The sequence below is a fragment of the Vibrio sp. McD22-P3 genome (assembly GCF_021568915.1).
Classification (GTDB): domain Bacteria; phylum Pseudomonadota; class Gammaproteobacteria; order Enterobacterales; family Vibrionaceae; genus Vibrio; species Vibrio mediterranei.
Genome location: NZ_JAKGTN010000006.1, coordinates 133587 through 154858, shown reverse-complemented (window position 1 = coordinate 154858; position 21272 = coordinate 133587). Strand labels below are relative to the sequence as shown.

The following is a 21272-nucleotide window of genomic DNA, read 5'->3' as shown; positions in this document are numbered from 1 at the left end:
GTAAAACTGCTTAACCTTTATTCCAACATGCTTCTTAGTAAAGACTTCCCCCTCAAAAAAACACAATTGCTAACAGAAAACCTCACTCATAACTCCCTGATTTGAAGAAATTTATGACACCTAGCACGAGATTGCGAATATAATAGTTTTAGTGAAATAAACAATAACAAGAGACTTTATGACTGCAAAACAAAATGCTAGCCAATTCGTGTCCATTATCTCAACCATACTTGTTATCGGACTCGCTATCTATCTTGGTACTCTAGTGAAGTCTGTTGATACGATAGAAGAGAAGCTTAGCCATCAGGCACAACAAATAGAAAGAACTTCTCTAAAAGCAGCAAATGGTAGTCTTGGTGATACCGCTCGCTCTTATGTTCCTGTCTATTCACATATTTATACCGATGGTGGTAAACCCGTATTGCTGGAAAGCACCTTAGTCGTGCGTAACACTGACCCTAACTCAAGTATTAATATCCATAGCATCAATTACTATGACACCAATGGCCAACTTGTTCGTCAGTTTGTCTCCGAAGGTTACAAACTTGAGGCAATGTCCAGTTCTGAATACTTGGTTGAAAAGCGCGAAGTCAGTGGAGGCGCAGGGGCTAATTTCTTAATCGAATGGTCGAATCCAAACCAAGCGTCAGCCCCTATTTTTGAAGCGGTCATGATTGGCTCTGGCCATGGAAAGGATATTTCATTCACTAGCCGAGCTCCTTTATAAAAAAACACCCCGCATAATGCGGGGTGTTTTATCAATATAACCACTGTAATTAGTTAGCCTGTTCGTTTAGATAAGCTTGAAGTGAGATGTTCGTCCATTCACGCATCTTCACTAGATAATTGGCTTGTGAATCAAGAATCTCTTTCGCCAATTTATCGTTAGCCGCCTGCTGCTGAAGCAGTTCCTCATTTGCTGCTTTTAGGGCATTGATTACTTCTGGCGGGAAAGAACGGACTTTAATATTCGGATACTCTGAACTCATCTTAGACCAACTGTTCGCGTTCTCATGCAAAGCTTGGGTGTACATATCAAACGCGGCAACGCGGAACGAAGTTTCTAAAATGATTTGGAGATCTGCTGGCAGAGATTCCCACACTTTCTTGTTGACCAAGAACTGAGTCTCAGAGCCTGGTTCATGCCATGCTGTGTAGTAATAAGGTGCGATTTTTTGAAAACCCATTCGCAAATCAAAGGCAGGCCCTACCCACTCTAATGCGTCAATTGTTCCTCGCTCTAATGAAGTATACAGTTCGCCCGGCGCGATGTTGGTTGGTTTCGCGCCAACTTTCGCTAACACCTCACCTGCAAAGCCAGGGATACGCATCTTCAAACCTTGCAGATCCTCAACGGTGTTGATCTCTTTTTTAAACCAACCACCCATCTGTATATCTGAGTTGCCGCCAGGGAACGACAACAAATTATGCGGTGAATAGACTTGCTGCATAAGTTCTAGACCCCCACCATGATAGAACCACGAATACTGCTCCATCGTAGTCATACCAAATGGCATCGATGAAAAATACAGAGTATTAGGGACCTTACCTTTCCAATAGTATGAACTTGAATGACCAAGGTCATATTGACCAGACTTAACCATATCAAACACACCTAAAGGGGCTTTGTGTTTGTTAGCAGAGTCGATTCGAATAATTAAACGTCCATTCGACATTTCTTTGGCTAACTTTGCCATATTCTTACTCGCGTCACCCAGAATTGGTGTATTAGGCCCCCAGGTTTCTGCCAGTTTTAAACGGTAAACTTTATCGTCAGCTTGCACTTGAAAGGTTGCCACAGCAGTGAGGGATGCAATGACGATAGTACTCAGTCGACGAATGGTTTTTGTGAATTCCATTTCTTAGATTCCTATGTACGTTATTGGATAGCTCAACAACAATGGATGTAAACACTATGTATGTCAAAGTGTTACCGTTTGGGTATATTCTTCTTAAGCAGTCATTACGCCTAATATTTAACCGTTCATCCCTATTTTATACTTCACATTGTCTAACGACTCTATTTAACTCCAACCTTTCACTAGCCAAAAATATTCCATTCTGTTTAACAAATTGATAGTTCTGTCACGAAATCTCTGTTATTAATAGCTAAATTGTTAAATATTCTAATAAGCATCATTATGGACTGGGCAACACTCTCAATATTCATCCCCACATTTTTCTTTGTTTCTATCACCCCAGGAATGTGCATGACACTGGCGCTTACAATGGGTATGAGTATTGGCTACCGACGTACGTTGTGGATGATGGTCGGTGAATTGCTCGGTGTTGCCGCCGTTTCTCTTGCTGCTATCTTAGGTATTGCTGCCGTCATGTTGAAATACCCAGAAGTATTCACTGTCTTTAAGGCCGTCGGCGCAACTTATCTGTTCTATCTTGGCATCCAAATGTGGCGCTCACGTGGTAAACTAGCCATCACCTCTGACGTTGAACAACAAACCGAACACAAAGATTGGGATCTAGTCGTTCAAGGCTTTGTTACCGCTATTGCCAATCCCAAAGGTTGGGCATTTATGATTTCGCTTCTTCCCCCATTTATCGACCAGTCAAAGCCAATGTTTGGACAAGTATCGATCATGCTCGGAATTATTTTGGTCAGTGAGTTTGTTTGTATGACTATCTACGCGACTGGCGGAAAAGGATTGAAACGAACATTGGGTAATGCAAACAACGTACGGACCATGAACCGCATTGCGGGAACACTCATGTGTGGTGTTGGGGTTTGGTTGTTTATTGGGTAAAAATGGGCTCCGATTTGGAGCCCATTTATTTTATTGTGTTACACCTGCAATCACTGAAGGCTCTCCCGTCACTTCAGGCATACTACCGATATCGGCACTACCCGTGACAGAAGTTGGTACCGCAACGGCAGGGTCTTGCAAGGTTAATGCGTCGCACTCAGACGTTGCCAAAGGTTTCATCAACTCTTCAATTTCACGAGCTTTTATAACGTATTGACTGCTTCCTCCCATAACTACACCATCGCCGATTGAAAAGGCAGCACGATAATGGTCGTCCCCGTCATTTTTGATACTTGGAATGCCCCATAGATCACCATTCCCTCCGTAGTTAAGCATAAAGGTCTGGTTCGCATAGTCACCAGCATCACCATTTCTATCATTGTTAGTGGTATGAACATAGCTAAACTGAATTGGACGGTCGAAGCTCACGATATCCCCCGATTCATTGCGAACTGTAGTCAATCGATTCCACTCATTGACCCCTGTTTCCCACACATAAAATTCTTGCACAACATTAGGATCGTAAATTTCCCATGGATTAGAAATAGACTGCGACGATAGAACCATTGGTCCTGTTCTCAATCCCCAATGGTGAGGTGTAGATTCAAGGCTTGATGAGGTAACAGACGAATCGAAATGAACCGCTTCGCCACTGGTTACGCTAACGAGCGTCAGTGCGTTAACACCATCAATCGAGAACGTAAATTGATAAGCAGTGCCATTCACAGTTTCAAATGGGCTATTCTCTCCCCAATACTGGGCGATATGCTGGTCATCAATGGTACCGATCGGACAATTATCGTAACAAGTTAGTGTAATGGTGCCGTTGTTAGGAAGTGCAGCATCACCGTTTTGTGACCCATCAATAAAGGTTTGGACATAATAAGTTATGCTATCCTCTCCGTTGAGATACTTCACCTCTCCGCCGAGCTGCTCAGAATACATATATAGACTGTCGTAATCGCTAAGCGATATTACGATTGGAGTTTCTAGCTGAGTCACACTAGGACCATTATCCGTCCAAGACAGCTTACCAACTTTAATGAACTGTTGATTGCTATAGTTCACGACCCACTGATCGAAAGAGTTGTCTTGATAGACATCATCATCCCAATAGTTAAAGTCTATCCCTGCTAATTCAGTGAGCGCTAACGTATTCACTGTGTTCTTGATTAAACGGCCCGGCGCTGTCACGATAGTCAAAGTTTCCTGTTGTTCGTTGTTATCCTTCACTACGGTGTCACCATTACTGAACTGATGACCGCTTTCGGTCCAAAGCCCCCAATAACCTATAAAGCCGTAGTTATCGTTATTGCCATTGCCCGTAGAGTCATAACGAATAGGAAAGCCACTATTGAGTTCGACAGCAGCCCCTGTCGATGCATCAAATAAATCATATCGATGAACGTGTGATGTAAATTCTGTCCGACTCAAACATTGAGAGCCAGTTGCAAAGTCTCCTGACTTGTAAGGCAAATCATCAAAACCGCCATTGGTACTCTGAACTAATACGCGATTCTCATTGAATGCTAGTGCAAACGTCTGTCCTCCACTACCATATTGACCAGAGTATTCCATGCCCGTTAACGCAACGCCTGTAGTTCTATCTTCAGACATGACCACACTGGCACATTGTTTGTAGCTTTGGTTACCGCCGTGGCTTCCCTGCTCATATAATGTGAAACCAATTTGTCCATCAAGATCAGAGATCGTTTTGACTTCACCTCCTCCTGATTGATTGTTTTGGTCAAAATTATCAAAGAAGTCAAAGTTAAAGGTGAAGTCGCCAAATGGATTGGCATCAGTGGCGCCATTACGAATTTCCGCTTTGAACTTAATCGCTTGTTCCCCCTCATCACTTTGTCCCATATCTGGAAGCCATACACTAACGCGTAAAGGGTCGGAATCAGACTCTCGAACAACCGTACTTACCGCTTTCATCAACTGGGTTTGATTACTCGCGCCTGATGATTGCCCACTATCACCTGATTTATCTTCATCAAAACACACTGACTCATCAGCTAAAACTAAGTAAGGCCCTTGGTTAGCAAACTCGACGCTGTTGAACTGCGCCGTAAAGCACAGAATGCTGTTCACGAGTTCAATAGGTTCTAAAGCTTCGTTCCAGACATGTGTCCGCTGCTCTGCGAGCGTATAGTCTGTGCCCGCGTCATTGTATGCGGCTTGAATAGTGAAAGGGGCTAGCGCCAAGACAAGTGGAATTAGTTTAGTCGTTTTCATTGGTCACTACCTCCAATTGTTCAGGCAGCGAAAGCTGAGATGTCGGAATGGTTTGAGTCTGATTACCTGAGCTGGAGTCTCCTCCACTTCCATTACAACCGAAGAGTATTCCTAGGACAAAGGTAGCGATTACTGCTTGGATATGAAGTCGTTTCATATCTCCTCCTTGTAATTCAACTTACGAACGTAATTCGCGCCAACTAACCTTATTTATAATGTGGTTATAAATACCCTAGGATAATGGATACATAAGTTTATAGAACAAAATCCCATATACATATGGCATTTGCTTATAAACCATACAATTTACATGGTTTATGTAGGTAAATTACAATATATGTAAAAACAGCACTATTGTATGACAAATATATCTATGCTAATCTGCGTTCACCCTTGCGGCAAAACGATTGCTATGCTTTTCCCCTATAAATAGCTTCTTCTACTATTAACTTGTTGATTAGTTAATCACCCCACCTACCACTTTAGAGTAGTTTAAAAGTGTAATTGATTTACATCATGTTTTAATTTTCTTTCACATTTAACAATGCGCGAAGATTCGAAGAACTAACACTTAGGTATTAATATGAGCAAGATGAAGCTTGTCGTGATAGGAAACGGCATGGTTGGTCATCGTTATCTCGAGGACTTAGTCGAGAAAACCGATATGGCTAACTATGACGTCACCGTTTTCTGCGAAGAACCACGCGTCGCGTATGACCGTGTCCACCTCTCCTCTTACTTTTCACACCACACTGCAGACGAACTTTCCCTAGTTAAAGAAGGTTTCTACGAAAAGCACGGCATCAATGTCCTTATTGGTGAACGCGCAATCAACGTTAACCGCGAAAACAAAATCGTTTATTCAAGTACTGGTCGTGAAATTAAGTACGACAAGCTTATTCTCGCAACAGGCTCCTACCCATTTGTACCACCTATTAAAGGTAACGAGAGCAAAGACTGTTTTGTTTATCGTACTATCGAAGACCTAAAAGCTATTGAAGCAACGGCGAAAAAGAGTAAACGCGGCGTTGTTGTCGGTGGCGGTCTACTTGGTTTAGAAGCAGCCGGAGCACTTAAAGCACTGGGCGTCGAGACACACGTTGTGGAATTCGCTCCAGTATTAATGGCGGAACAGTTAGACCTTCAAGGTGGTTTGCAACTTCGCAACAAGATTGAACGTATGGGCGTTCAGGTTCACACAAGCAAAAATACACTTGAAATCAAAGCCGAGGGTAATGAAGCCCGCAACACTATGGTGTTTGCTGACGGTACTGATCTTGAAGTAGATTTCATCGTGTTCTCTGCGGGTATCCGTCCACAAGACAAACTTGCTCGTCAGATGGGCTTAGGTGTTGCACCTCGTGGCGGTATCGAAATTAACAACTTCGCTCAAACTACTGACCAAGATATTTATGCCATTGGTGAGTGCGCTTCGTGGAACCGTACTTTCTACGGGTTAGTTGCTCCTGGTTATAAAATGGCGACAGTTGCTGTTGACCACTTGGTAGGTAACGACAGTCAGTTTGAAGGCGCAGATATGAGCGCTAAGTTAAAGCTACTTGGCGTAAAAGTGGGCTCTATTGGCGATGCAAATGGCCGTACTCCTGGTTGTAAGAGCTTCGTATACCAAAACGAAGAACAAGAAGTTTACAAGCGTTTGATTGTTTCTGAAGATGGCAAGAAGTTGCTCGGTGCAGTAATGGTTGGCGATACTTCTGATTACGGCGATCTACTTCAGCTTAAGCTCAATGAAATCGAACTTCCAGAGCACCCTGATACTTTGATTCTACCTGCGCATGCTGGTGCTGAAAAGCCGACACTAGGTGCAGATTCTCTACCTGAATCAGCCGTTATCTGTTCTTGTTTTGATGTCACTAAGGGCAAGATTGCACAAGCTGTTGCTGACGGTCACCACACGATTGGCGATATTAAAGCAGTGACTGGCGCAGGTACGGGCTGTGGCGGTTGTATCCCTCTTGTTACCTCGGTCCTTAATGCTGAACTAGCAAAATCAGGCATCGAAGTTAAAAACGACGTTTGTGAACACTTTGCTTACTCTCGCCAAGAGCTGTTCCACTTAATTCGTATCGAAGAAATCAAGACGTTCGAAGAACTACTTGAGAAACACGGTAAAGGTTACGGCTGTGAAGTGTGTAAACCTCTTGCAGGCTCTATTTTAGCGTCTTGCTGGGGCGAGCATATTCTTAAGCCTGAGCTTGTGAAACTGCACGATACCAACGACAACTTCCTAGGTAACATTCAAAAAGACGGTACTTACTCTGTCATTCCTCGTATGGCGGGTGGTGAAGTTACTCCTGAAGCACTGAAAGTGCTTGCTGAAGTGGCAGCAGAGTACAGCTTATATACTAAAGTCACGGGTGCTCAACGTATTGGTCTATTTGGTGCGCAAAAAGACGACCTTCCTGCTATCTGGAAAAAACTGATTGCGGCTGGCTACGAGACTGGTCAAGCGTATGCCAAAGCACTTCGCATGGCGAAGACTTGCGTGGGTTCAACATGGTGTCGTTATGGTGTTCAAGATTCTGTTGGCCTGGGTTCACGCATCGAGAACCGTTACAAAGGTATTCGTACTCCTCATAAGATGAAGTTTGGCGTTTCTGGCTGTACTCGTGAGTGTGCTGAGGCTCAAGGTAAAGACCTGGGCATTATCGCGACGGATGCTGGCTGGAATATGTATGTATGTGGTAACGGTGGTATGAAGCCACGTCACGCTGACCTACTTGCTTCTGACTTAGACGAAGCAACGCTAATTCAATATATCGACCGTTTCATGATGTTCTATATCCGTACTGCTGCACCGCTACAACGTACTTCAGTTTGGATGGAAAACATGGAAGGCGGCGTCGACTATCTACGTGAGGTGATCGTTGATAACAAACTTGGTATCAACGAACAGTTAGAAGCCGATGTACAACGTCTAGTGGGTGATTACAGCTGCGAATGGAAGAACACAATTGAAGATGAGTCTCAGCTTAAACGCTTCTCTCACTTCATCAACAGCGATCTTCGCGATGACAATGTTGTTTTCGTTCAAGAGCGTGAGCAACACCGTCCAGCGACATTTACAGAGAAACACCCAGAAGCTAAAGGTGACATCCTACACGTCGAGTTGGAGAAGTAATCATGGCATTTCAAAAAGTATGTGATATCCAAGACATCATCCCCGGCACTGGCGTATGTGCATTGGTGGACGGCCAACAGGTTGCTATTTTCCGCCCAACGGCCGCTGAAGAAGTGATGGCGATCAGCAATATGGACCCGTTCTACCAATCTAACGTGCTATCACGTGGATTAATTGTTGAGCACCAAGGCGAGCTTTGGGTAGCAAGCCCTCTTAAGAAACAACGCTTTAACCTAGCAACAGGTACTTGTATGGAAGATGAGCGCTTTAGCGTGAAAGCATACAAAACTCGTATTGCCAAAGGTGCAGTAGAAGTTTCGGCGTAAGCCAAGAGACTGAATAGCCTATAGGGGTTGGAAGCTCTAGCCCCTATCACTATTCAATCTTAACTTTTTAACTTTAACTTTTAATAGGTACAATTCTATGTCTGCTGATTTTAAACCTGCGCAGTTTGTGCAAACCATGATCGACGTTGGCGAAGCGAAAACAAAAACAAGCACTCGCGACCTACTCCTTCGTGGCACAATGGCCGGTATCATCCTGTCTTTAGCGGTAGTTGTTGCAATCACAACAATCGTCCAAACGGGTATCGGTATCGTAGGCGCACTCGTCTTTCCTGTTGGCTTCGTTATTCTAAGTGTAATGGGCTATGACCTTGTAACGGGTGTATTCGGTCTTGCGCCACTGGCTAAATTTGCTAACCGTCCGGGTATTACTTGGAACCGTATTTTCCGCTGTTGGGGACTCGTAGGTTTGGGCAACCTAATTGGTTCTCTTATCGTTGCTTACCTTGTAGCAGTTTCACTAACTGGTAACTTCTCTCTGGAACTTAATGCGGTTGCTAAAAAGTTTATAGCGGTATCGACAGCTCGTAGCCTTGGTTTTGAGAACATGGGCATGGACGGATGGATCACCTGTTTCGTACGCGGTATCTTCTGTAACCTTATGGTATGCCTTGGCGTTATCGGCAACATGACAGCACGTTCTGTATCAGGTCGTGTGGCGATGATGTGGTTCCCTATCTTCATCTTCTTCGCACTAGTATTTGAGCATACTGTGGTAAACATGTTCCTATTCCCACTAGGTATGATTCTTGGTGCTGATTTTGGTATTGCAACTTGGTTGAACTTCAACCTAATCCCTACCATTCTTGGTAACATCGTTGGCGGTCTTATCATGACTTGTCTCCCGCTTTACCTAACTCACGCTAAAACTGCACCATCTCTAGATGCACAAGCAGACGCAGAAGTGTCAGTGAACGCTGAGCCAGCACTGAGCAAATAAGCTTCTTGGGCCTCGTACTATGTGCGAGGCCTTGATGATAGCTTCTTTGGCTATAAACAGTATTAACTTTGCCATTATCTGAGTTTTACTTTTTATATCCAAAATTTGAAATTGATAGGCATAACTATGACCACTCATCAAACATCTTTAAACACTGGCTTCGTTTCTCTAGTCGGTGCAGGGCCGGGAGACCCAGATTTGTTGACAGTGAAAGGATATCGCGTAATTCAATCGGCTGATGTTGTCGTTTTTGACCGTTTAGTCTCTAAAGAAATTCTTGCACTTGCCAAACCAGATGCTGAGATGATTTATGTGGGCAAAAAGCTCGATTACCACTGTGTGCCTCAAGATCAAATTAACCAGATCTTAGTTGAACAAGCACAGTTAGGGCTCAAAGTGGTGCGCCTCAAAGGCGGCGACTCCTTCATATTTGGTCGTGGCGGCGAGGAGCTGGAAACACTGGCAGAAAATGGCATTAGTTTTGAAGTGGTTCCAGGAATTACCGCAGCGGCTGGTGCCACAGCCTATGCTGGCATCCCCCTCACCCACCGCGACCACGCTCAAAGCGTACAGTTTATTACCGGACATGTTCAAAAGGACGGTCGAGAAATTGAGTGGAGTTCACTGGCTCAATCAAACAATACACTTGTGTTCTACATGGGTCTGAAGCAAAGCGGCCGTATCACTGATAAACTAATTACCCATGGTCTTGACGAAAATACGCCGTGCGCAGTGATTGAAAACGGTACACGCAAAGAACAGCGCGTTTTCCAAGGGCCACTTAACACGCTGCCTACAATGGCAAGTGAGGCTGAAAGTCCTGCATTGATCGTGGTTGGAAGTGTTACGCAACTGCATGATAAGTTGAAATGGTTCTGATATAAAAAAGCCCAGCTATCTCGCTGGGCTTTATTTATTGATTATCTACTTTCGAGTCCAACGGTATATAAACATCAGAACGTCGATTTTGAGATCGCCCATCCGCTGTTTTATTCGAAGCTAATGGCTCAGATTCACCAAATGTTTTTAACGTTGTATTCTCTTTCCTCACCCCGTTACTGGCTAGTTCATTAGCCGTTGCCGTTGCACGTCTCATCCCCAATGCTTGGTTGTACTCATCAGAACCTACCCAGTCTGTATGCCCTTCTACAGTCACCTCAAAATTGTTAGCCGCTAACTGCTTGGCGACTCCAGTTAAGGTTTTGTGAGCCAAAGGCGTGAGATTGTATTTATCAAAGGCAAAATGTACCCGCGCAACCAAGTATCCCTTATCAGTCGGTTCACCAAACTTAGCAATGCCCAAATTCGATATGTAAGTCAAACATTCCTCGGGATTGGTAATGAGTGCAGACATCTTAAGTAACTGCCATTTAAGCTCATCATCCGTGCTGGTTTCCGTTACCTGCATATAACCTTGTCGATGTGTTCCCACACCTTCGATATCACCAATGGTTATATTATGTGAATACTCATAGTGCTTAGCTCCACAATACTCTGTAATGTGAGCACTTTCTTCATTAGCGACGGCATTGAAACTGCTAACGACTGCGATTGCTAGTATAGCTTGTAATTTCGACATCCTAATCACCCATATAAACGTGTCTCGCCTGTTCCTTGTGAGCCTTTTTGAATTAGCTCTTCGATTTTTTCTATAAACTCTTCGGTATCCGTTACATCTGTGATGTCTTCATCCGGATTTAACACACAATCTTGGAACCCACTTTGCTCCGACGCCGCAAAGTCGATGCCGATCACCGCAATATACAACCCAGGGATTTCTTCTCGAGCTTTGTCACACATACCTGCATCAACAAGCCCTTTTAGAATACCGTTGTTTGGACTTTCTACCCCATCGCTAAGCACCAAAACCATTTTGATTTTATCATTGTACTCAGCCAACTCGTCTTCATCCGAAGTATCAGGTTTACCGGCAAGCATATGTTGAAAACCGCGTAGCATACCTTGAAATGAGGCAGTACTCCCATCAGCCCACATATCATCTATAACATCAATTTCTGTTCGATCGCTGGTAAGGTCAATAGAATAAAACTGATTCTCGTTAGAACTTCCATAACCTCTATAAAGCTCTAAACTGTCTAGACGATACTCGGTACGCGCATCTGGAAATTTGTTGATGAACATTTCAGCCACACTCAAATCAAAGTCAACATAGTCATAAACTTCAACATGATACGACCGGTCATTATCATCTTCATCAATATCAAAAACACTAACTAGCCTTTGTGCTTGTCGCCTTTCACCATTCCGGCCATTGGGACAATCATCTCGATCCTGAGAGCAATCGTATACTTCGCCAGATGTATACTCTCGCCATTTGTTCCAGTTAACGTCTTCATATGTCCGAGGAGAATCGTCTTCATCGACATCGTCTCGGTAGCGCAATTGAGTCACAGTAAACACATTGCTGCCATTAGACTCTCTAGTTCTAATATTAAACGGCACAACCGCTACACGATTATCCAACTTACTTGTGAGTTCAGGCTGGTCATCGTCAGCGCAATAGTCTTCGTTAGTTGCTGGATCAGTTTGTATGTCACTACAGAGCAACTTATCAGCAATCTCTTTAACCGCGACTTTTAAGTCAGCGATCTTGCAGTTCGTCGCGGTACACGGGTCACTTGAATTCCCGCCCCATTGCCAACTCATAGAGCCTGAAAAGTCTGAAACAAAAACGATATCTATATTCTTATCGCCTAGGTTGAACGGGTATTTTTTGGCAACAGCGACCCCTTTTAGATCTTGGGTTTCTCCAAACACTGGTATCAGGTTGCTAGCAAACCAAGAATTATGATTAGTCGTTGCTTCAACCGTATATTGGATAAACTCATCCACATCATTTTCTGGGTCAGGGGCTTGATAAAAACGCGTAGCTACTACTGTTTCACTGTTAATGTCTCTGACGTAATCTCGGATATAGTCTTTTGCCATTTCATTCGCGTTAGCAGATTGGTCCTCTATTGTTACTGCTGAAGCAGCGGCTTGTGCTGCATCTCGTAAGCGATTCGTTTCTTGGATGTATCGCGTACCTTCGACAGCAAAAAACGTCATTCCAAGTACTGGAATAAGTGTAAATGCCATCCAAACGGCTGCAATGCCTCGTTGTCGCCGTGCACACTGTCTACATATACTACTCATGCTACCTCCCCGCCACGACTGAGCTAGATGTGATGGTTAAAGTAGGCGATCCAGTGTTTCCCCAAAACCGCGCGAACCAAGAGTCTCTTTGCTCACACAGTGATACTTGATATAAGGAATAAACCGTTTCATCCTCGGTGGGAACAAGGTCCGACTTTTGGTCAATCGATGTAGTTTCACAGCCCATCGCTCCATATTGGACACTGGTGTAACTATCCACCGTCGCGGTGTTATGCAACGCTTCTATCTTTATCGCTATGTCTGCTTCTGCCGTATCAAGCATCCTAGATGCTAAGGCATGCATGTCATCTCTATCACCGTCACTAAGAACCAGACGATCATTATAGAAACGAGCGCGCTCTTTAAGGATGTTAGCAAGAGCAAAACTCGCCCTATCTAACTGAGCTCTTACCAAAAGTTTATGACTGATATCCGTCGTAAAAAGGAAAATTCCAATTAAAACAATAACAACTAAAGTAAGCTCAATAATGAACGTGCCTCGTTGGTTTTTATGAGAGTACTTCATTATTCTCCCTCCCACCCCTCGTGCTCTAGTGTCAACACAGTTGTTCTGGAAATAGTTTTTTCAGATGCACCGAGGACATTGAGTATTGGGGTGTATTGATAATCCAAGGTTATCTCCGCCAAAGCGTAGCCCTCTTGAAAACCATCATCGTCTTCCGAAAAGCCTACATCATCGACAAAGTCCCTATATGAATTGAAATATTTCCCTGTAATTTGAAAATTCTCCTGTGGCGCTAGATAACTCCATAGCTTGCCATCAGATGTAATCAGTTCATCAAGCCTATTTTTATAATTGTCATGGACACTAGAACCTTCATAGACCTTAGCATTTCTTACTGTTTCTCGAAGCGAATACTCCACCAAATTGGTTACGTATATTTGATAGCTTGCTTCAATAATCAACAACGTCGTTAATATCAGCGCAACCGCTCCTACAGCAAACTCAACAGTTGAAGTTCCTTTTTGACGAGAAATCCGAATAAACATAACTACTACCCATCAGATTTGTAGAGCTGTCGTGATATCTTCGACACTTGGCTGTCGCTATACTCATCATTTAACAGCTCTCTGGCTTGATCAATTCTTCCCAGTTTAAAGAACGCTATAGCCAAGTTTGCTTTCACCACTTGATTGCTTGGATTTTCTTTAAATACCGGTGTGAGTAACTGAGTTACTCTGAAGTAATCACCTTTTGCTAAATAAACTACTGCTAAATTGTTTTTTATTATTAGATCATTATGACCTTTCAGTCTTGCTGTATTAAATTCTTGCTCGGCTTGATTAAACTTGTCCTGCTTACTATAAGTAATACCTAAAAGTACGTGAATATCACTCGATGTATTACCCAACTTCAGTGATTGCTTGTAACGAGTTTCAGCATAGCTGTTCTCACCCATCTTATCGTGGATCTGGCCACGCAGTTGGGCAAGCTGCCAATTCTGCACTCCGTCATTTAATAAATGATCTGTATAGAATTGTGCCGACTCAATATCACCTTTATCAAAATACACTTTCGCAAGTTCTTGGGTAATTTGATTATCTTCAGGTTTATTTTGCAAATGCCCCTTATAGTGCTGAATAAGTCCGTCATGATTGTCAACACGCTCCATGCTGTTAACAATGTCTTGATTACTAGGCGTTGAGCTTGACACACAACCGAATAGAAAAATGGTTACTATACAAACCAAGATACCTCGAATATCCATATCATTTCCTTAGGTCCGTGAAGTCTAGTTGCATCACTCCAGGTGCAAGAATTAAAATTACGATTGGAAACATAATGAGAAGTATTAAAGGAACGCTCATTTTGGCAGAGAGTTTCCCAACCTTCTCTTCAACTTTTAACAATTGAATCCGACGCATATCTTCAGCTAAATCACTCAAAATATTGGCAACCGATGTACCGTATTGAAGGTTTTGAATTATGGTTAAAACAAAGCTCTGGACCTCTGGTGCCGGCAAGCGATTGTTTAAGTCATTAAGTGCTTTTTCAATGCCATGGATTTTTCCTGCATCTGATGTTTTCTTGATTTGATAGCTAAGATCACTATCAAATGCCGCCAATTCTTTATGCAAGTAATCAAAAGAAGCTTCGATTGTCATACCCGTTTGAACGCATACAGACATGATATCTAATACGTACGGTAAGTTTCGTGAAATCTTTCTGACCATTAACTTCTTTTTGATATCGAGAATTATATCTGGAAGAATTATTACCGTTATCATAACAACGACAACTGCAACTACTTTATAAAGCACTGCTATATTTAAGAATAATATTGCTAACGATATACATACTGCGACAGCAAATTTAGTGGGTAGATAGTACTTTGCCAGATTTTTGTTGTAATAACCTGCATCAAGTAACTTCTGCTCTAGTTCCTTTCGCTGTTCTTTCGCAAAGCCAATAATTATACGATTACTCTTTACTGGGCTTAGTGTTTGTGACTTAGAAATAAATGATTTGATTTTTTTCTGTCTGCCATTGACCTTTACCATTTCAAAAACTAAAAAGGTAATGGTTAAAGTAATCACTAATAAGCTCATCAAAATGATCATAATCTTACCGCCTTAACCAATAACCAAACGATAAACAGGCCGACAAGCTCACTACCTACAACGTAATACAATACCCAAACACCTTTGGGATCATGGAGGATGTAGTTAATGTTATCGGGATTCACGTTATAGAGTATGACTGCAAAAATAACAGGAATCGCTGCGACGACTTTGGCAGAGATCCTTGCCTCAGAGGTCATCGCCATTTTCTTAGTCTCCATCGTTCTCGCGTCGACTAAGACTCGAATCAGGCGCGCTAAGACCCCCCTTAACTGACCTCCTCGGCTCATATTCGCTCTGATAGCAATAGTAAAGAAGATAAACTCAGGATAAGGAAAACGCTTAGCGGCACGCTGTAACACTTGGTCTGGCGACTCACCGAGCTTGAGCCGATCCCCCATATTTTTGAATTCCCTACCTACCTCATTATCAAGATTCTGACCGACAAAACTGACGGCTTGCATTAGGCTTTCACCCGCGGTCACCGCACTCATTAACACATTAAGTGCATCCGGAAACGTTTGTTGAAACTGAACTCGACGACGATTTGATAGCCATTGGTATCCTAGAAACCAAAACACTAACAGTGCGACGACAAAGACAACAATCTGATTAGCACTCAGTACTTCAAACGCAATGTACCAAGCAGCAACCACACTAGCCACAACGAACAGCCCGACCATGATGTTGGCACGTGGCCCCAATGTTTGAACTGAGAATTTAAATGACTCTTGAGCTTGCTTGATCCCTTTTTTAGGCACTAATGTACCTAAGTTAATCGCAGAGGTTAGTTCTTCTTGCGTGCCTGTGTCAGGGAAATACTGCGCGACCTTGTCCTTCTTGCCCATGGCCAAAAGCATTGCTACGACACCGAGTAATATGAACGAGATCCAAATAAGCATTATCTTACTCCATTAAAAGACATCATCAGCTCTTCGTATAAACCGTAGAACTGTGACTTTTTCACCAACTCAGAACGCTGCATAATCCCTTGAGTAAGAAACGATCCTTTGACATTTTCACCATAGCCTGACTCTTCATACTTAAAGCGATAGATTTCTTCCATCACCACATTCTCGCCCTCTAGGCCAACAACTTCTGAAATGCTAGTGACTTTTCGAGAACCGTCTCTCAATCGATTTACTTGCACAATAAGTTGGACTGCGCTAACAATAGAACGCCTTATGGCATCTAAAGGCTGGTTGAGGTTAGCCATCATTATCATAGATTCAACACGACTAATGGCATCTCGAGGAGAGTTAGCATGAAGCGTCGACATTGAGCCATCATGGCCTGTATTCATGGCCTGCAACATCTCAAACGCTTCAGGGCCACGACACTCCCCAAGTATGATCCGATCCGGCCTCATCCGCAGCGCATTTATCACCAAATCCCGCTGCGTCACTACGCCCGTTTCCTCAATACTGGCTGAGCGAGTTTCTAGTCTCACCAAATTAGGCTGTTGTAATCGTAGCTCCGCTGCATCTTCTATCGTTACGATGCGTTCATCGTCTTCGACATAATGCGATAAGGCGTTAAGTAACGTCGTTTTCCCAGAACCCGTACCACCTGAAATGAGAATATTCATCCGGCAACGTGAGGCTATAGATAGTACTCTCGCCATGTCTAATGACATCGAACCTATCTCGACAAGCTCTTCGACGCCAAAGTTCTGTTCTCTGAATTTTCGGATGGAGATAGAAGTGCCATCAAGGGCAATAGGAGGAATAACAATGTTTACACGGCTTCCATCTTCCAGTCGAGCATCGACGGTTGGAGAGAGCTCATCAACGCGTCGACCAACCCTAGCAGCAATAAGTTTCGCAATGGCTAAAACCTGTTCTTCACTCACAAATGAAATATCAGAGCGGTGTAGTTTGCCGTTTTTCTCGAAAAACACATCCGTTGCACTGTTGACCAATATATCGGTTACGGTTGGGTCATCAACTAACGATTGAATGGGCCCAAGTCCAAACAACTCGTCCATCATGCTTTTAACGAGGCCACTTTTCATCATCGCTGTAATCGGACGTTCGAAGTTGTTCGCAAGCACATCCACAGCATTGCGAATTTGATTCTCAACCTCTTTTTGACTTAGCGTTTGTATTGCTTCAGGATCCAATGCTTCAAAGATTTGCGACCGAAACGCTACGTAGACTTCCTTGTTTGAACTCATCTCCATCCCAACCTTTGTAAAATGCCCCTATTAGTGTTAATTGGTTGGCCGTTAACTAAACGCGCCAGCTGGTCAATGGATCGATTCACAGAACGATCATGCTTGTACACACGCTTGCCATCGATTTGAAGATGAGCAAGTTGTTTACAGTATTCGACGTCCAAATCGACGCTTGCGCCCAGAAATTTTGTGACATCATCATGTGCGATTGGGAAGTTATTATTAGGTCTGTGATGATTTACCACAGTAACGATTCGAGTCCGTTTCTTGGTTAGGTCTCGCGAGGTATCAATATCTGAAATAAGTGCTTTAGCTTTTCTAACTGCGGTAACTGTTGGCTCGATGACAATGGCGATAACATCGTAATTTCTTACTAACATGTCGCAATCGAGTGGGAAATCAACGCTGCCCGAATAATCCTCTACAATGAAGTTAGTGTTATGAACTAAAAGTTCACAAAGTGTTTGGTTGTAATTCAACAAGTCCTTTTGGTCTGCACTTCCTTGAAGCGACAACAACCGAAGCTCAGGAGATACCGAAGTTAGGTAGCTTAACGCTCCTTCCAAATCAAGCTCGTGGAGAGGGACAGATAGCTCATCGACCTGTCTCGCAGAAAACTCTGTAAGACCTAATAAGACATCGGTTCCACTTCCATTGTACTGATGGTCAACTAATATAGTGTCTACGCCTTCGCCAGCCAGTTTGTTCCCAAGCTCCGTAGCAATAAACGACGTACCTACTCCACCCTTGCTACCTACAACCGCTACTCGCTTCGCTCTCCTTTCTTTACTCACCCCTTTTTGAGCTTTCAAGTCATTGTTAACATGCATTACAAACTCAGCGAACTCATACTTGTTAATAGGCCAAAAAAGATAGTAGAAGCCCATCTCTTTCAAGCTTCTCAGCGTCGAGATGGCATCTTCTTTACCTATAACGATCACGCCTTTATGGGTTGGAAGTTTGGCCGCTACCGCTTGCGCATCCGAGACAACATTCGATGATTCATTTAGCTCCAAGAGAATTAAGTTACTCTCTTGTTTCGAATAGAACTCGCTGTCTGCTTTATGTTGTTGTATACCAGTGGGGCAATCCCACCCTTCAAACTCAAACAGCTCTTCCACCAAATTTCGACATTCATCCGTTTGATAAACTAACGAGCAAGTAATATTGGAACTCGACGTTCCAACTTGCGGTTTGTTTGACTCCGGAAGTTTTTTAGTGATATCGAACATTAGATTCCCTCCACCAGACGTTCTTTATGAGCCACCTGCTGAACTCTTGCCGCTTCTGAAAAACAATTCCTGCTGCTATTCTGAGTTTCGATTTCAATCGGTTTGCATTTGGCTTTAGCTAAATTATGAAATGTCACTATCACCTTGATATCTGAGCTGAGAGCAGCGTTCTTGGTCATTGAAAACGCGTCCGCTCGATAAGGTAGATATTTGAGGTCTTTCATCGAATCCTTCAAGATCGACTTTGCAGTATTATTTTTGTATTCAATGACATAAATTGGACCAGTATCAATGTCGTCGATCGTGTCAAAGATTTGAGCCAGTTTTTTCGTTGCTTCAACCTTGTCTCTAGCCGTAAACTCGTACACATGGGTCTCTGGATAAACAAGATACTCCGCCCCTTTTCCGTTGTAGTAACGTTCACTGCATCCTAGAAGTAGCAACAAAGGCAGTAACCAAATTGAGGTATTTATTGAAATATTCATTGGATAAACCCTCCTTTGGATAAGAGCTCAATCGTAGGGCTTGACCCTTCATTCGTTTCTTCAGGCTCAGAGATATTCAACCAACGGCGTAAAGTATTGGTTTTGGTGATGTACGGAAGTTGGATGTCTTTTCTTTTCATTGGCTTAACTAAGTTCACCGTTGCGACAATGATCAGTTCTGTTCGACGTCTGTCTGTGGAAGACTTTCTAAACGCCGCACCAAGTACTGGTATATCGCCAATGAGGGGAGTTTTTTGAATCTCTTCAAAGTCTGCACTACTCATAAGACCACCGAGCACAAAGCTATCACCATCACCTAGCTCTATGGTGGTCATAGCTCTGCGTGTCGCTAATTGAGGCACCTCAATACCCGCGGCTCTGATATAACGCTCAATTTCACTTACTTCTGGAAAAAGCTGCATTCGTATCTTTTCTTCAGTTAGCACTTTTGCGGTAAGGTCGAGTTTGATACCAAACTCTTTAAAGGTGATATTTACGTTGTTATTGGTAGAGACAATCACCGGGACTTCCCCACCTACGAGGAAACTTGCTGATTCGCCTGAGATAACAGTTAGATTGGGCTCAGCAAGCACTTGTGCGACGTTTTCATTGCCAAGCGCAGTAATGAGAGTTGTTAAGTCTGCAGCTTCAAATTGCTGGAACAAGAACTGGCCAACGTTGGCACCAAACGAAGACCAATCGACACCTACCGTCTCAGCGAAACGCTCAGTCACTTGGGCTACGGATATTTTTACATTGACTTGTTGCACGGTCGCCACTTCAAGTCGTTCTATTATCCCATCCCACGTCATGTTCCTCTCAAAGATCATACTCTCTGGTTCTTCGATAGAAATATTGTCGTTCTGGAACTTTAGCTTCTGGACTTTATCCCATTTCTCTAGTTTTTCTCGACCGAGTAAAGTTGCAACAAGTCGATAAATATCGTCTCTTTCTCTTTCAGAGTTTACGATACCACTCACTGCAACTTGGTTACCTACGGACTCAATTTTCACACTAGTATCGGGGAACAATAGCGCGACTTGGCGACGCACTTGACTCAGGTCTATGTCAGCTATGATGCGTTCGGAATAGAGCAATTTTTCTGATTCGCCATAAATCATCAACCTTGCCTGACCGACAGCTTTTGAGAATATTACGATGGAGTTTTCATTAATAACGTTGTAGTCCACAATATCGGGATCACTTACAAAAACTTTAGTGATTCTCTCACTAAGCTCTATATTTTTAGCATCATTTACAGTTATGTAAGTTTCACCCGAGTAAGCTGTTGATGATAAGAAGAAACTCAGTAAAATTACGGTGAGACGATATCCATACCTCATTATTTTGTAGTCCATTACAAATCCCCTCCAAAACGGTCGTTTCCTGAGGGCGAGCCCCTTAGCTCCTCTACGCCAATATAGTTGTCCATAACATTTCTGACATCCGCATATACAGGCTCTTGATATTCACGGCTTCTATAAACTTCGAGATGCATCGTTCGTTGCGCAAGAGCTAACCGAGCCACTTCCTCTGGTGGAATTTCAATAATAATGGTGGTGAAACCATCCTCTTTGTTTTCTGATACTGGTTTAACACTTTGCTCTTCTTCCGAACCGCCCATGTTTAACACTTTGATATTTTGCAAAAATAGGGTTGCCGTGACACCTCTAAATTTAATTGGTTTCTCACGCTTTCCTGATAAGTTATCTTTAGGAGAGCTTACTGTAAGAATATCAATATGTTCTCCAGGGCGAATAAAGTCGCTGATAAGGTTTTTACTGCTCACCACAAGTGGGTAAAGTGTCATTCCTTCGGTAACAAGAAGATCAATATACCCTGGGGCGTCTTTTTTAGTGAGCATCTCGGGCAGAATCAGTTGACCCGATGAAATGGGGGTATTGAATAATGTTGTAGGGTCAAAATCCAATTCAACATCAGATCGGATACCTTCATCAAGAGCAGAAGTGAGTAATAATTGCTCTCGCTTGACCTTGGATGAATTAATTGGCTCGCCTCTAGAAATAGATTCGGTAGACCGCCAAACGGTCACATATTCTGCCTTAGGTTCGATGGTAGGAGTCGCTGCTTGTTTTTCTTCTACCACTGGCTGTTGTAGGGGCTTATTCATGCTTGAATAAACGCCAAGAACCCCAATTAATATTGCTAGAAATGCGACAGCAAATATTATCTTCGACTTCATAATGTTTA

The 21272-nt window shown here is 43.1% G+C and carries 21 protein-coding genes; 6 read left to right on the top strand and 15 right to left on the bottom strand.

Translation table 11 applies throughout. The annotated features are described in order from the left end of the window. Window positions 1-178 precede the first annotated feature (178 nt). Window positions 179-727: a DUF3124 domain-containing protein gene (locus tag L2W36_RS09005; RefSeq protein ID WP_096443271.1), complete on the top strand. Its 549-nt coding sequence runs from the start codon at window positions 179-181 to the stop codon at window positions 725-727. A gap of 49 nt (window positions 728-776) precedes the next feature. Here the strand turns inward: L2W36_RS09005 and L2W36_RS09000 are convergent, their stop codons facing one another. Continuing rightward, on the bottom strand, window positions 777-1859 hold the full coding sequence (locus tag L2W36_RS09000; RefSeq protein ID WP_006070697.1) for a TRAP transporter substrate-binding protein: 1083 nt from the start codon (window positions 1857-1859) through the stop codon (window positions 777-779). A gap of 282 nt (window positions 1860-2141) precedes the next feature. Between L2W36_RS09000 and L2W36_RS08995 the strand changes: the two genes are divergently transcribed. Beyond that, window positions 2142-2762 (top strand): LysE family translocator, encoded by a 621-nt coding sequence (locus L2W36_RS08995; protein WP_038222142.1) that lies wholly within the window; start codon window positions 2142-2144, stop codon window positions 2760-2762. A gap of 30 nt (window positions 2763-2792) precedes the next feature. Here L2W36_RS08995 and L2W36_RS08990 read toward each other — a convergent pair whose 3' ends face one another. Next, window positions 2793-5003 (bottom strand): hypothetical protein, encoded by a 2211-nt coding sequence (locus L2W36_RS08990; RefSeq protein WP_236109845.1) that lies wholly within the window; start codon window positions 5001-5003, stop codon window positions 2793-2795. Beyond that, the gene (locus tag L2W36_RS08985) at window positions 4990-5160 is read right to left on the bottom strand and encodes a hypothetical protein (RefSeq protein WP_006070701.1); all 171 of its coding nucleotides are present in this window, start codon (window positions 5158-5160) and stop codon (window positions 4990-4992) included. Before L2W36_RS08985 ends, L2W36_RS08990 begins: the two co-directional genes overlap by 14 nt. 426 nt (window positions 5161-5586) lie before the next feature. Here L2W36_RS08985 and nirB point away from each other — a divergent pair, with 426 nt between their 5' ends. The 4 genes from nirB (at window position 5587) to cobA (ending at window position 10308) form a co-directional block, all read left to right on the top strand. Continuing rightward, the gene (gene nirB / locus L2W36_RS08980; protein ID WP_006070702.1) at window positions 5587-8145 is read left to right on the top strand and encodes a nitrite reductase large subunit NirB; all 2559 of its coding nucleotides are present in this window, start codon (window positions 5587-5589) and stop codon (window positions 8143-8145) included. Window positions 8146-8147: 2 nt separating this feature from the next. Next, the gene (nirD, locus tag L2W36_RS08975) at window positions 8148-8471 is read left to right on the top strand and encodes a nitrite reductase small subunit NirD (protein WP_006070703.1); all 324 of its coding nucleotides are present in this window, start codon (window positions 8148-8150) and stop codon (window positions 8469-8471) included. 97 nt (window positions 8472-8568) lie between these two features. Next, window positions 8569-9429, top strand: coding sequence for a formate/nitrite transporter family protein (locus tag L2W36_RS08970; RefSeq protein WP_236109844.1), 861 nt, complete (start codon window positions 8569-8571; stop codon window positions 9427-9429). A gap of 126 nt (window positions 9430-9555) precedes the next feature. Beyond that, window positions 9556-10308, top strand: a complete 753-nt coding sequence (gene cobA / locus L2W36_RS08965; RefSeq protein WP_006070705.1) for a uroporphyrinogen-III C-methyltransferase — start codon at window positions 9556-9558, stop codon at window positions 10306-10308. A gap of 34 nt (window positions 10309-10342) precedes the next feature. Here cobA and L2W36_RS08960 read toward each other — a convergent pair whose 3' ends face one another. From L2W36_RS08960 to cpaB, 12 genes are read right to left on the bottom strand one after another with little or no spacing between them, the layout of a single operon-like run. Then, on the bottom strand, window positions 10343-11008 hold the full coding sequence (locus L2W36_RS08960; protein ID WP_006070706.1) for an OmpA family protein: 666 nt from the start codon (window positions 11006-11008) through the stop codon (window positions 10343-10345). A 5-nt stretch (window positions 11009-11013) separates the two neighbouring features. Next, window positions 11014-12585, bottom strand: coding sequence for a TadE/TadG family type IV pilus assembly protein (locus tag L2W36_RS08955; RefSeq protein ID WP_124939775.1), 1572 nt, complete (start codon window positions 12583-12585; stop codon window positions 11014-11016). A gap of 1 nt (window position 12586) precedes the next feature. Further along, window positions 12587-13111 (bottom strand): tight adherence pilus pseudopilin TadF, encoded by a 525-nt coding sequence (tadF, locus tag L2W36_RS08950; RefSeq protein WP_006070708.1) that lies wholly within the window; start codon window positions 13109-13111, stop codon window positions 12587-12589. Next, window positions 13111-13596: a TadE family protein gene (locus tag L2W36_RS08945; protein ID WP_006070709.1), complete on the bottom strand. Its 486-nt coding sequence runs from the start codon at window positions 13594-13596 to the stop codon at window positions 13111-13113. The genes tadF and L2W36_RS08945 overlap by 1 nt, the downstream gene beginning before the upstream one ends. A gap of 5 nt (window positions 13597-13601) precedes the next feature. Next, the gene (locus L2W36_RS08940) at window positions 13602-14315 is read right to left on the bottom strand and encodes a tetratricopeptide repeat protein (protein WP_031494400.1); all 714 of its coding nucleotides are present in this window, start codon (window positions 14313-14315) and stop codon (window positions 13602-13604) included. A gap of 1 nt (window position 14316) precedes the next feature. Continuing rightward, window positions 14317-15168, bottom strand: coding sequence for a type II secretion system F family protein (locus tag L2W36_RS08935; protein ID WP_006070711.1), 852 nt, complete (start codon window positions 15166-15168; stop codon window positions 14317-14319). Beyond that, window positions 15165-16070 (bottom strand): type II secretion system F family protein, encoded by a 906-nt coding sequence (locus L2W36_RS08930; RefSeq protein WP_006070712.1) that lies wholly within the window; start codon window positions 16068-16070, stop codon window positions 15165-15167. Before L2W36_RS08930 ends, L2W36_RS08935 begins: the two co-directional genes overlap by 4 nt. Next, a complete protein-coding gene (locus L2W36_RS08925) occupies window positions 16070-17344 on the bottom strand; it encodes a CpaF family protein (protein WP_006070713.1) in 1275 nt (424 codons plus the stop codon). The genes L2W36_RS08930 and L2W36_RS08925 overlap by 1 nt, the downstream gene beginning before the upstream one ends. Next, a complete protein-coding gene (locus L2W36_RS08920; protein ID WP_006070714.1) occupies window positions 17341-18576 on the bottom strand; it encodes an AAA family ATPase in 1236 nt (411 codons plus the stop codon). The genes L2W36_RS08925 and L2W36_RS08920 overlap by 4 nt, the downstream gene beginning before the upstream one ends. Beyond that, window positions 18576-19061 (bottom strand): hypothetical protein, encoded by a 486-nt coding sequence (locus L2W36_RS08915; protein WP_236109843.1) that lies wholly within the window; start codon window positions 19059-19061, stop codon window positions 18576-18578. The genes L2W36_RS08920 and L2W36_RS08915 overlap by 1 nt, the downstream gene beginning before the upstream one ends. Further along, window positions 19058-20419, bottom strand: a complete 1362-nt coding sequence (locus tag L2W36_RS08910) for a pilus assembly protein N-terminal domain-containing protein (protein ID WP_200874597.1) — start codon at window positions 20417-20419, stop codon at window positions 19058-19060. The genes L2W36_RS08915 and L2W36_RS08910 overlap by 4 nt, the downstream gene beginning before the upstream one ends. Continuing rightward, on the bottom strand, window positions 20419-21264 hold the full coding sequence (gene cpaB, locus L2W36_RS08905; protein WP_006070717.1) for a Flp pilus assembly protein CpaB: 846 nt from the start codon (window positions 21262-21264) through the stop codon (window positions 20419-20421). Before cpaB ends, L2W36_RS08910 begins: the two co-directional genes overlap by 1 nt. Window positions 21265-21272 lie beyond the last annotated feature (8 nt).

Coding starts and splice junctions, on each gene's coding strand:
- L2W36_RS09005 (WP_096443271.1), top strand. CDS start 179: ATGACTGCAAAACAAAATGCTAGCCAATTCGTGTCCATTATCTCAACC.
- L2W36_RS09000 (WP_006070697.1), bottom strand. CDS start 1,859: ATGGAATTCACAAAAACCATTCGTCGACTGAGTACTATCGTCATTGCA.
- L2W36_RS08995 (WP_038222142.1), top strand. CDS start 2,142: ATGGACTGGGCAACACTCTCAATATTCATCCCCACATTTTTCTTTGTT.
- L2W36_RS08990 (WP_236109845.1), bottom strand. CDS start 5,003: ATGAAAACGACTAAACTAATTCCACTTGTCTTGGCGCTAGCCCCTTTC.
- L2W36_RS08985 (WP_006070701.1), bottom strand. CDS start 5,160: ATGAAACGACTTCATATCCAAGCAGTAATCGCTACCTTTGTCCTAGGA.
- nirB (WP_006070702.1), top strand. CDS start 5,587: ATGAGCAAGATGAAGCTTGTCGTGATAGGAAACGGCATGGTTGGTCAT.
- nirD (WP_006070703.1), top strand. CDS start 8,148: ATGGCATTTCAAAAAGTATGTGATATCCAAGACATCATCCCCGGCACT.
- L2W36_RS08970 (WP_236109844.1), top strand. CDS start 8,569: ATGTCTGCTGATTTTAAACCTGCGCAGTTTGTGCAAACCATGATCGAC.
- cobA (WP_006070705.1), top strand. CDS start 9,556: ATGACCACTCATCAAACATCTTTAAACACTGGCTTCGTTTCTCTAGTC.
- L2W36_RS08960 (WP_006070706.1), bottom strand. CDS start 11,008: ATGTCGAAATTACAAGCTATACTAGCAATCGCAGTCGTTAGCAGTTTC.
- L2W36_RS08955 (WP_124939775.1), bottom strand. CDS start 12,585: ATGAGTAGTATATGTAGACAGTGTGCACGGCGACAACGAGGCATTGCA.
- tadF (WP_006070708.1), bottom strand. CDS start 13,111: ATGAAGTACTCTCATAAAAACCAACGAGGCACGTTCATTATTGAGCTT.
- L2W36_RS08945 (WP_006070709.1), bottom strand. CDS start 13,596: ATGTTTATTCGGATTTCTCGTCAAAAAGGAACTTCAACTGTTGAGTTT.
- L2W36_RS08940 (WP_031494400.1), bottom strand. CDS start 14,315: ATGGATATTCGAGGTATCTTGGTTTGTATAGTAACCATTTTTCTATTC.
- L2W36_RS08935 (WP_006070711.1), bottom strand. CDS start 15,168: ATGATCATTTTGATGAGCTTATTAGTGATTACTTTAACCATTACCTTT.
- L2W36_RS08930 (WP_006070712.1), bottom strand. CDS start 16,070: ATGCTTATTTGGATCTCGTTCATATTACTCGGTGTCGTAGCAATGCTT.
- L2W36_RS08925 (WP_006070713.1), bottom strand. CDS start 17,344: ATGAGTTCAAACAAGGAAGTCTACGTAGCGTTTCGGTCGCAAATCTTT.
- L2W36_RS08920 (WP_006070714.1), bottom strand. CDS start 18,576: ATGTTCGATATCACTAAAAAACTTCCGGAGTCAAACAAACCGCAAGTT.
- L2W36_RS08915 (WP_236109843.1), bottom strand. CDS start 19,061: ATGAATATTTCAATAAATACCTCAATTTGGTTACTGCCTTTGTTGCTA.
- L2W36_RS08910 (WP_200874597.1), bottom strand. CDS start 20,419: ATGGACTACAAAATAATGAGGTATGGATATCGTCTCACCGTAATTTTA.
- cpaB (WP_006070717.1), bottom strand. CDS start 21,264: ATGAAGTCGAAGATAATATTTGCTGTCGCATTTCTAGCAATATTAATT.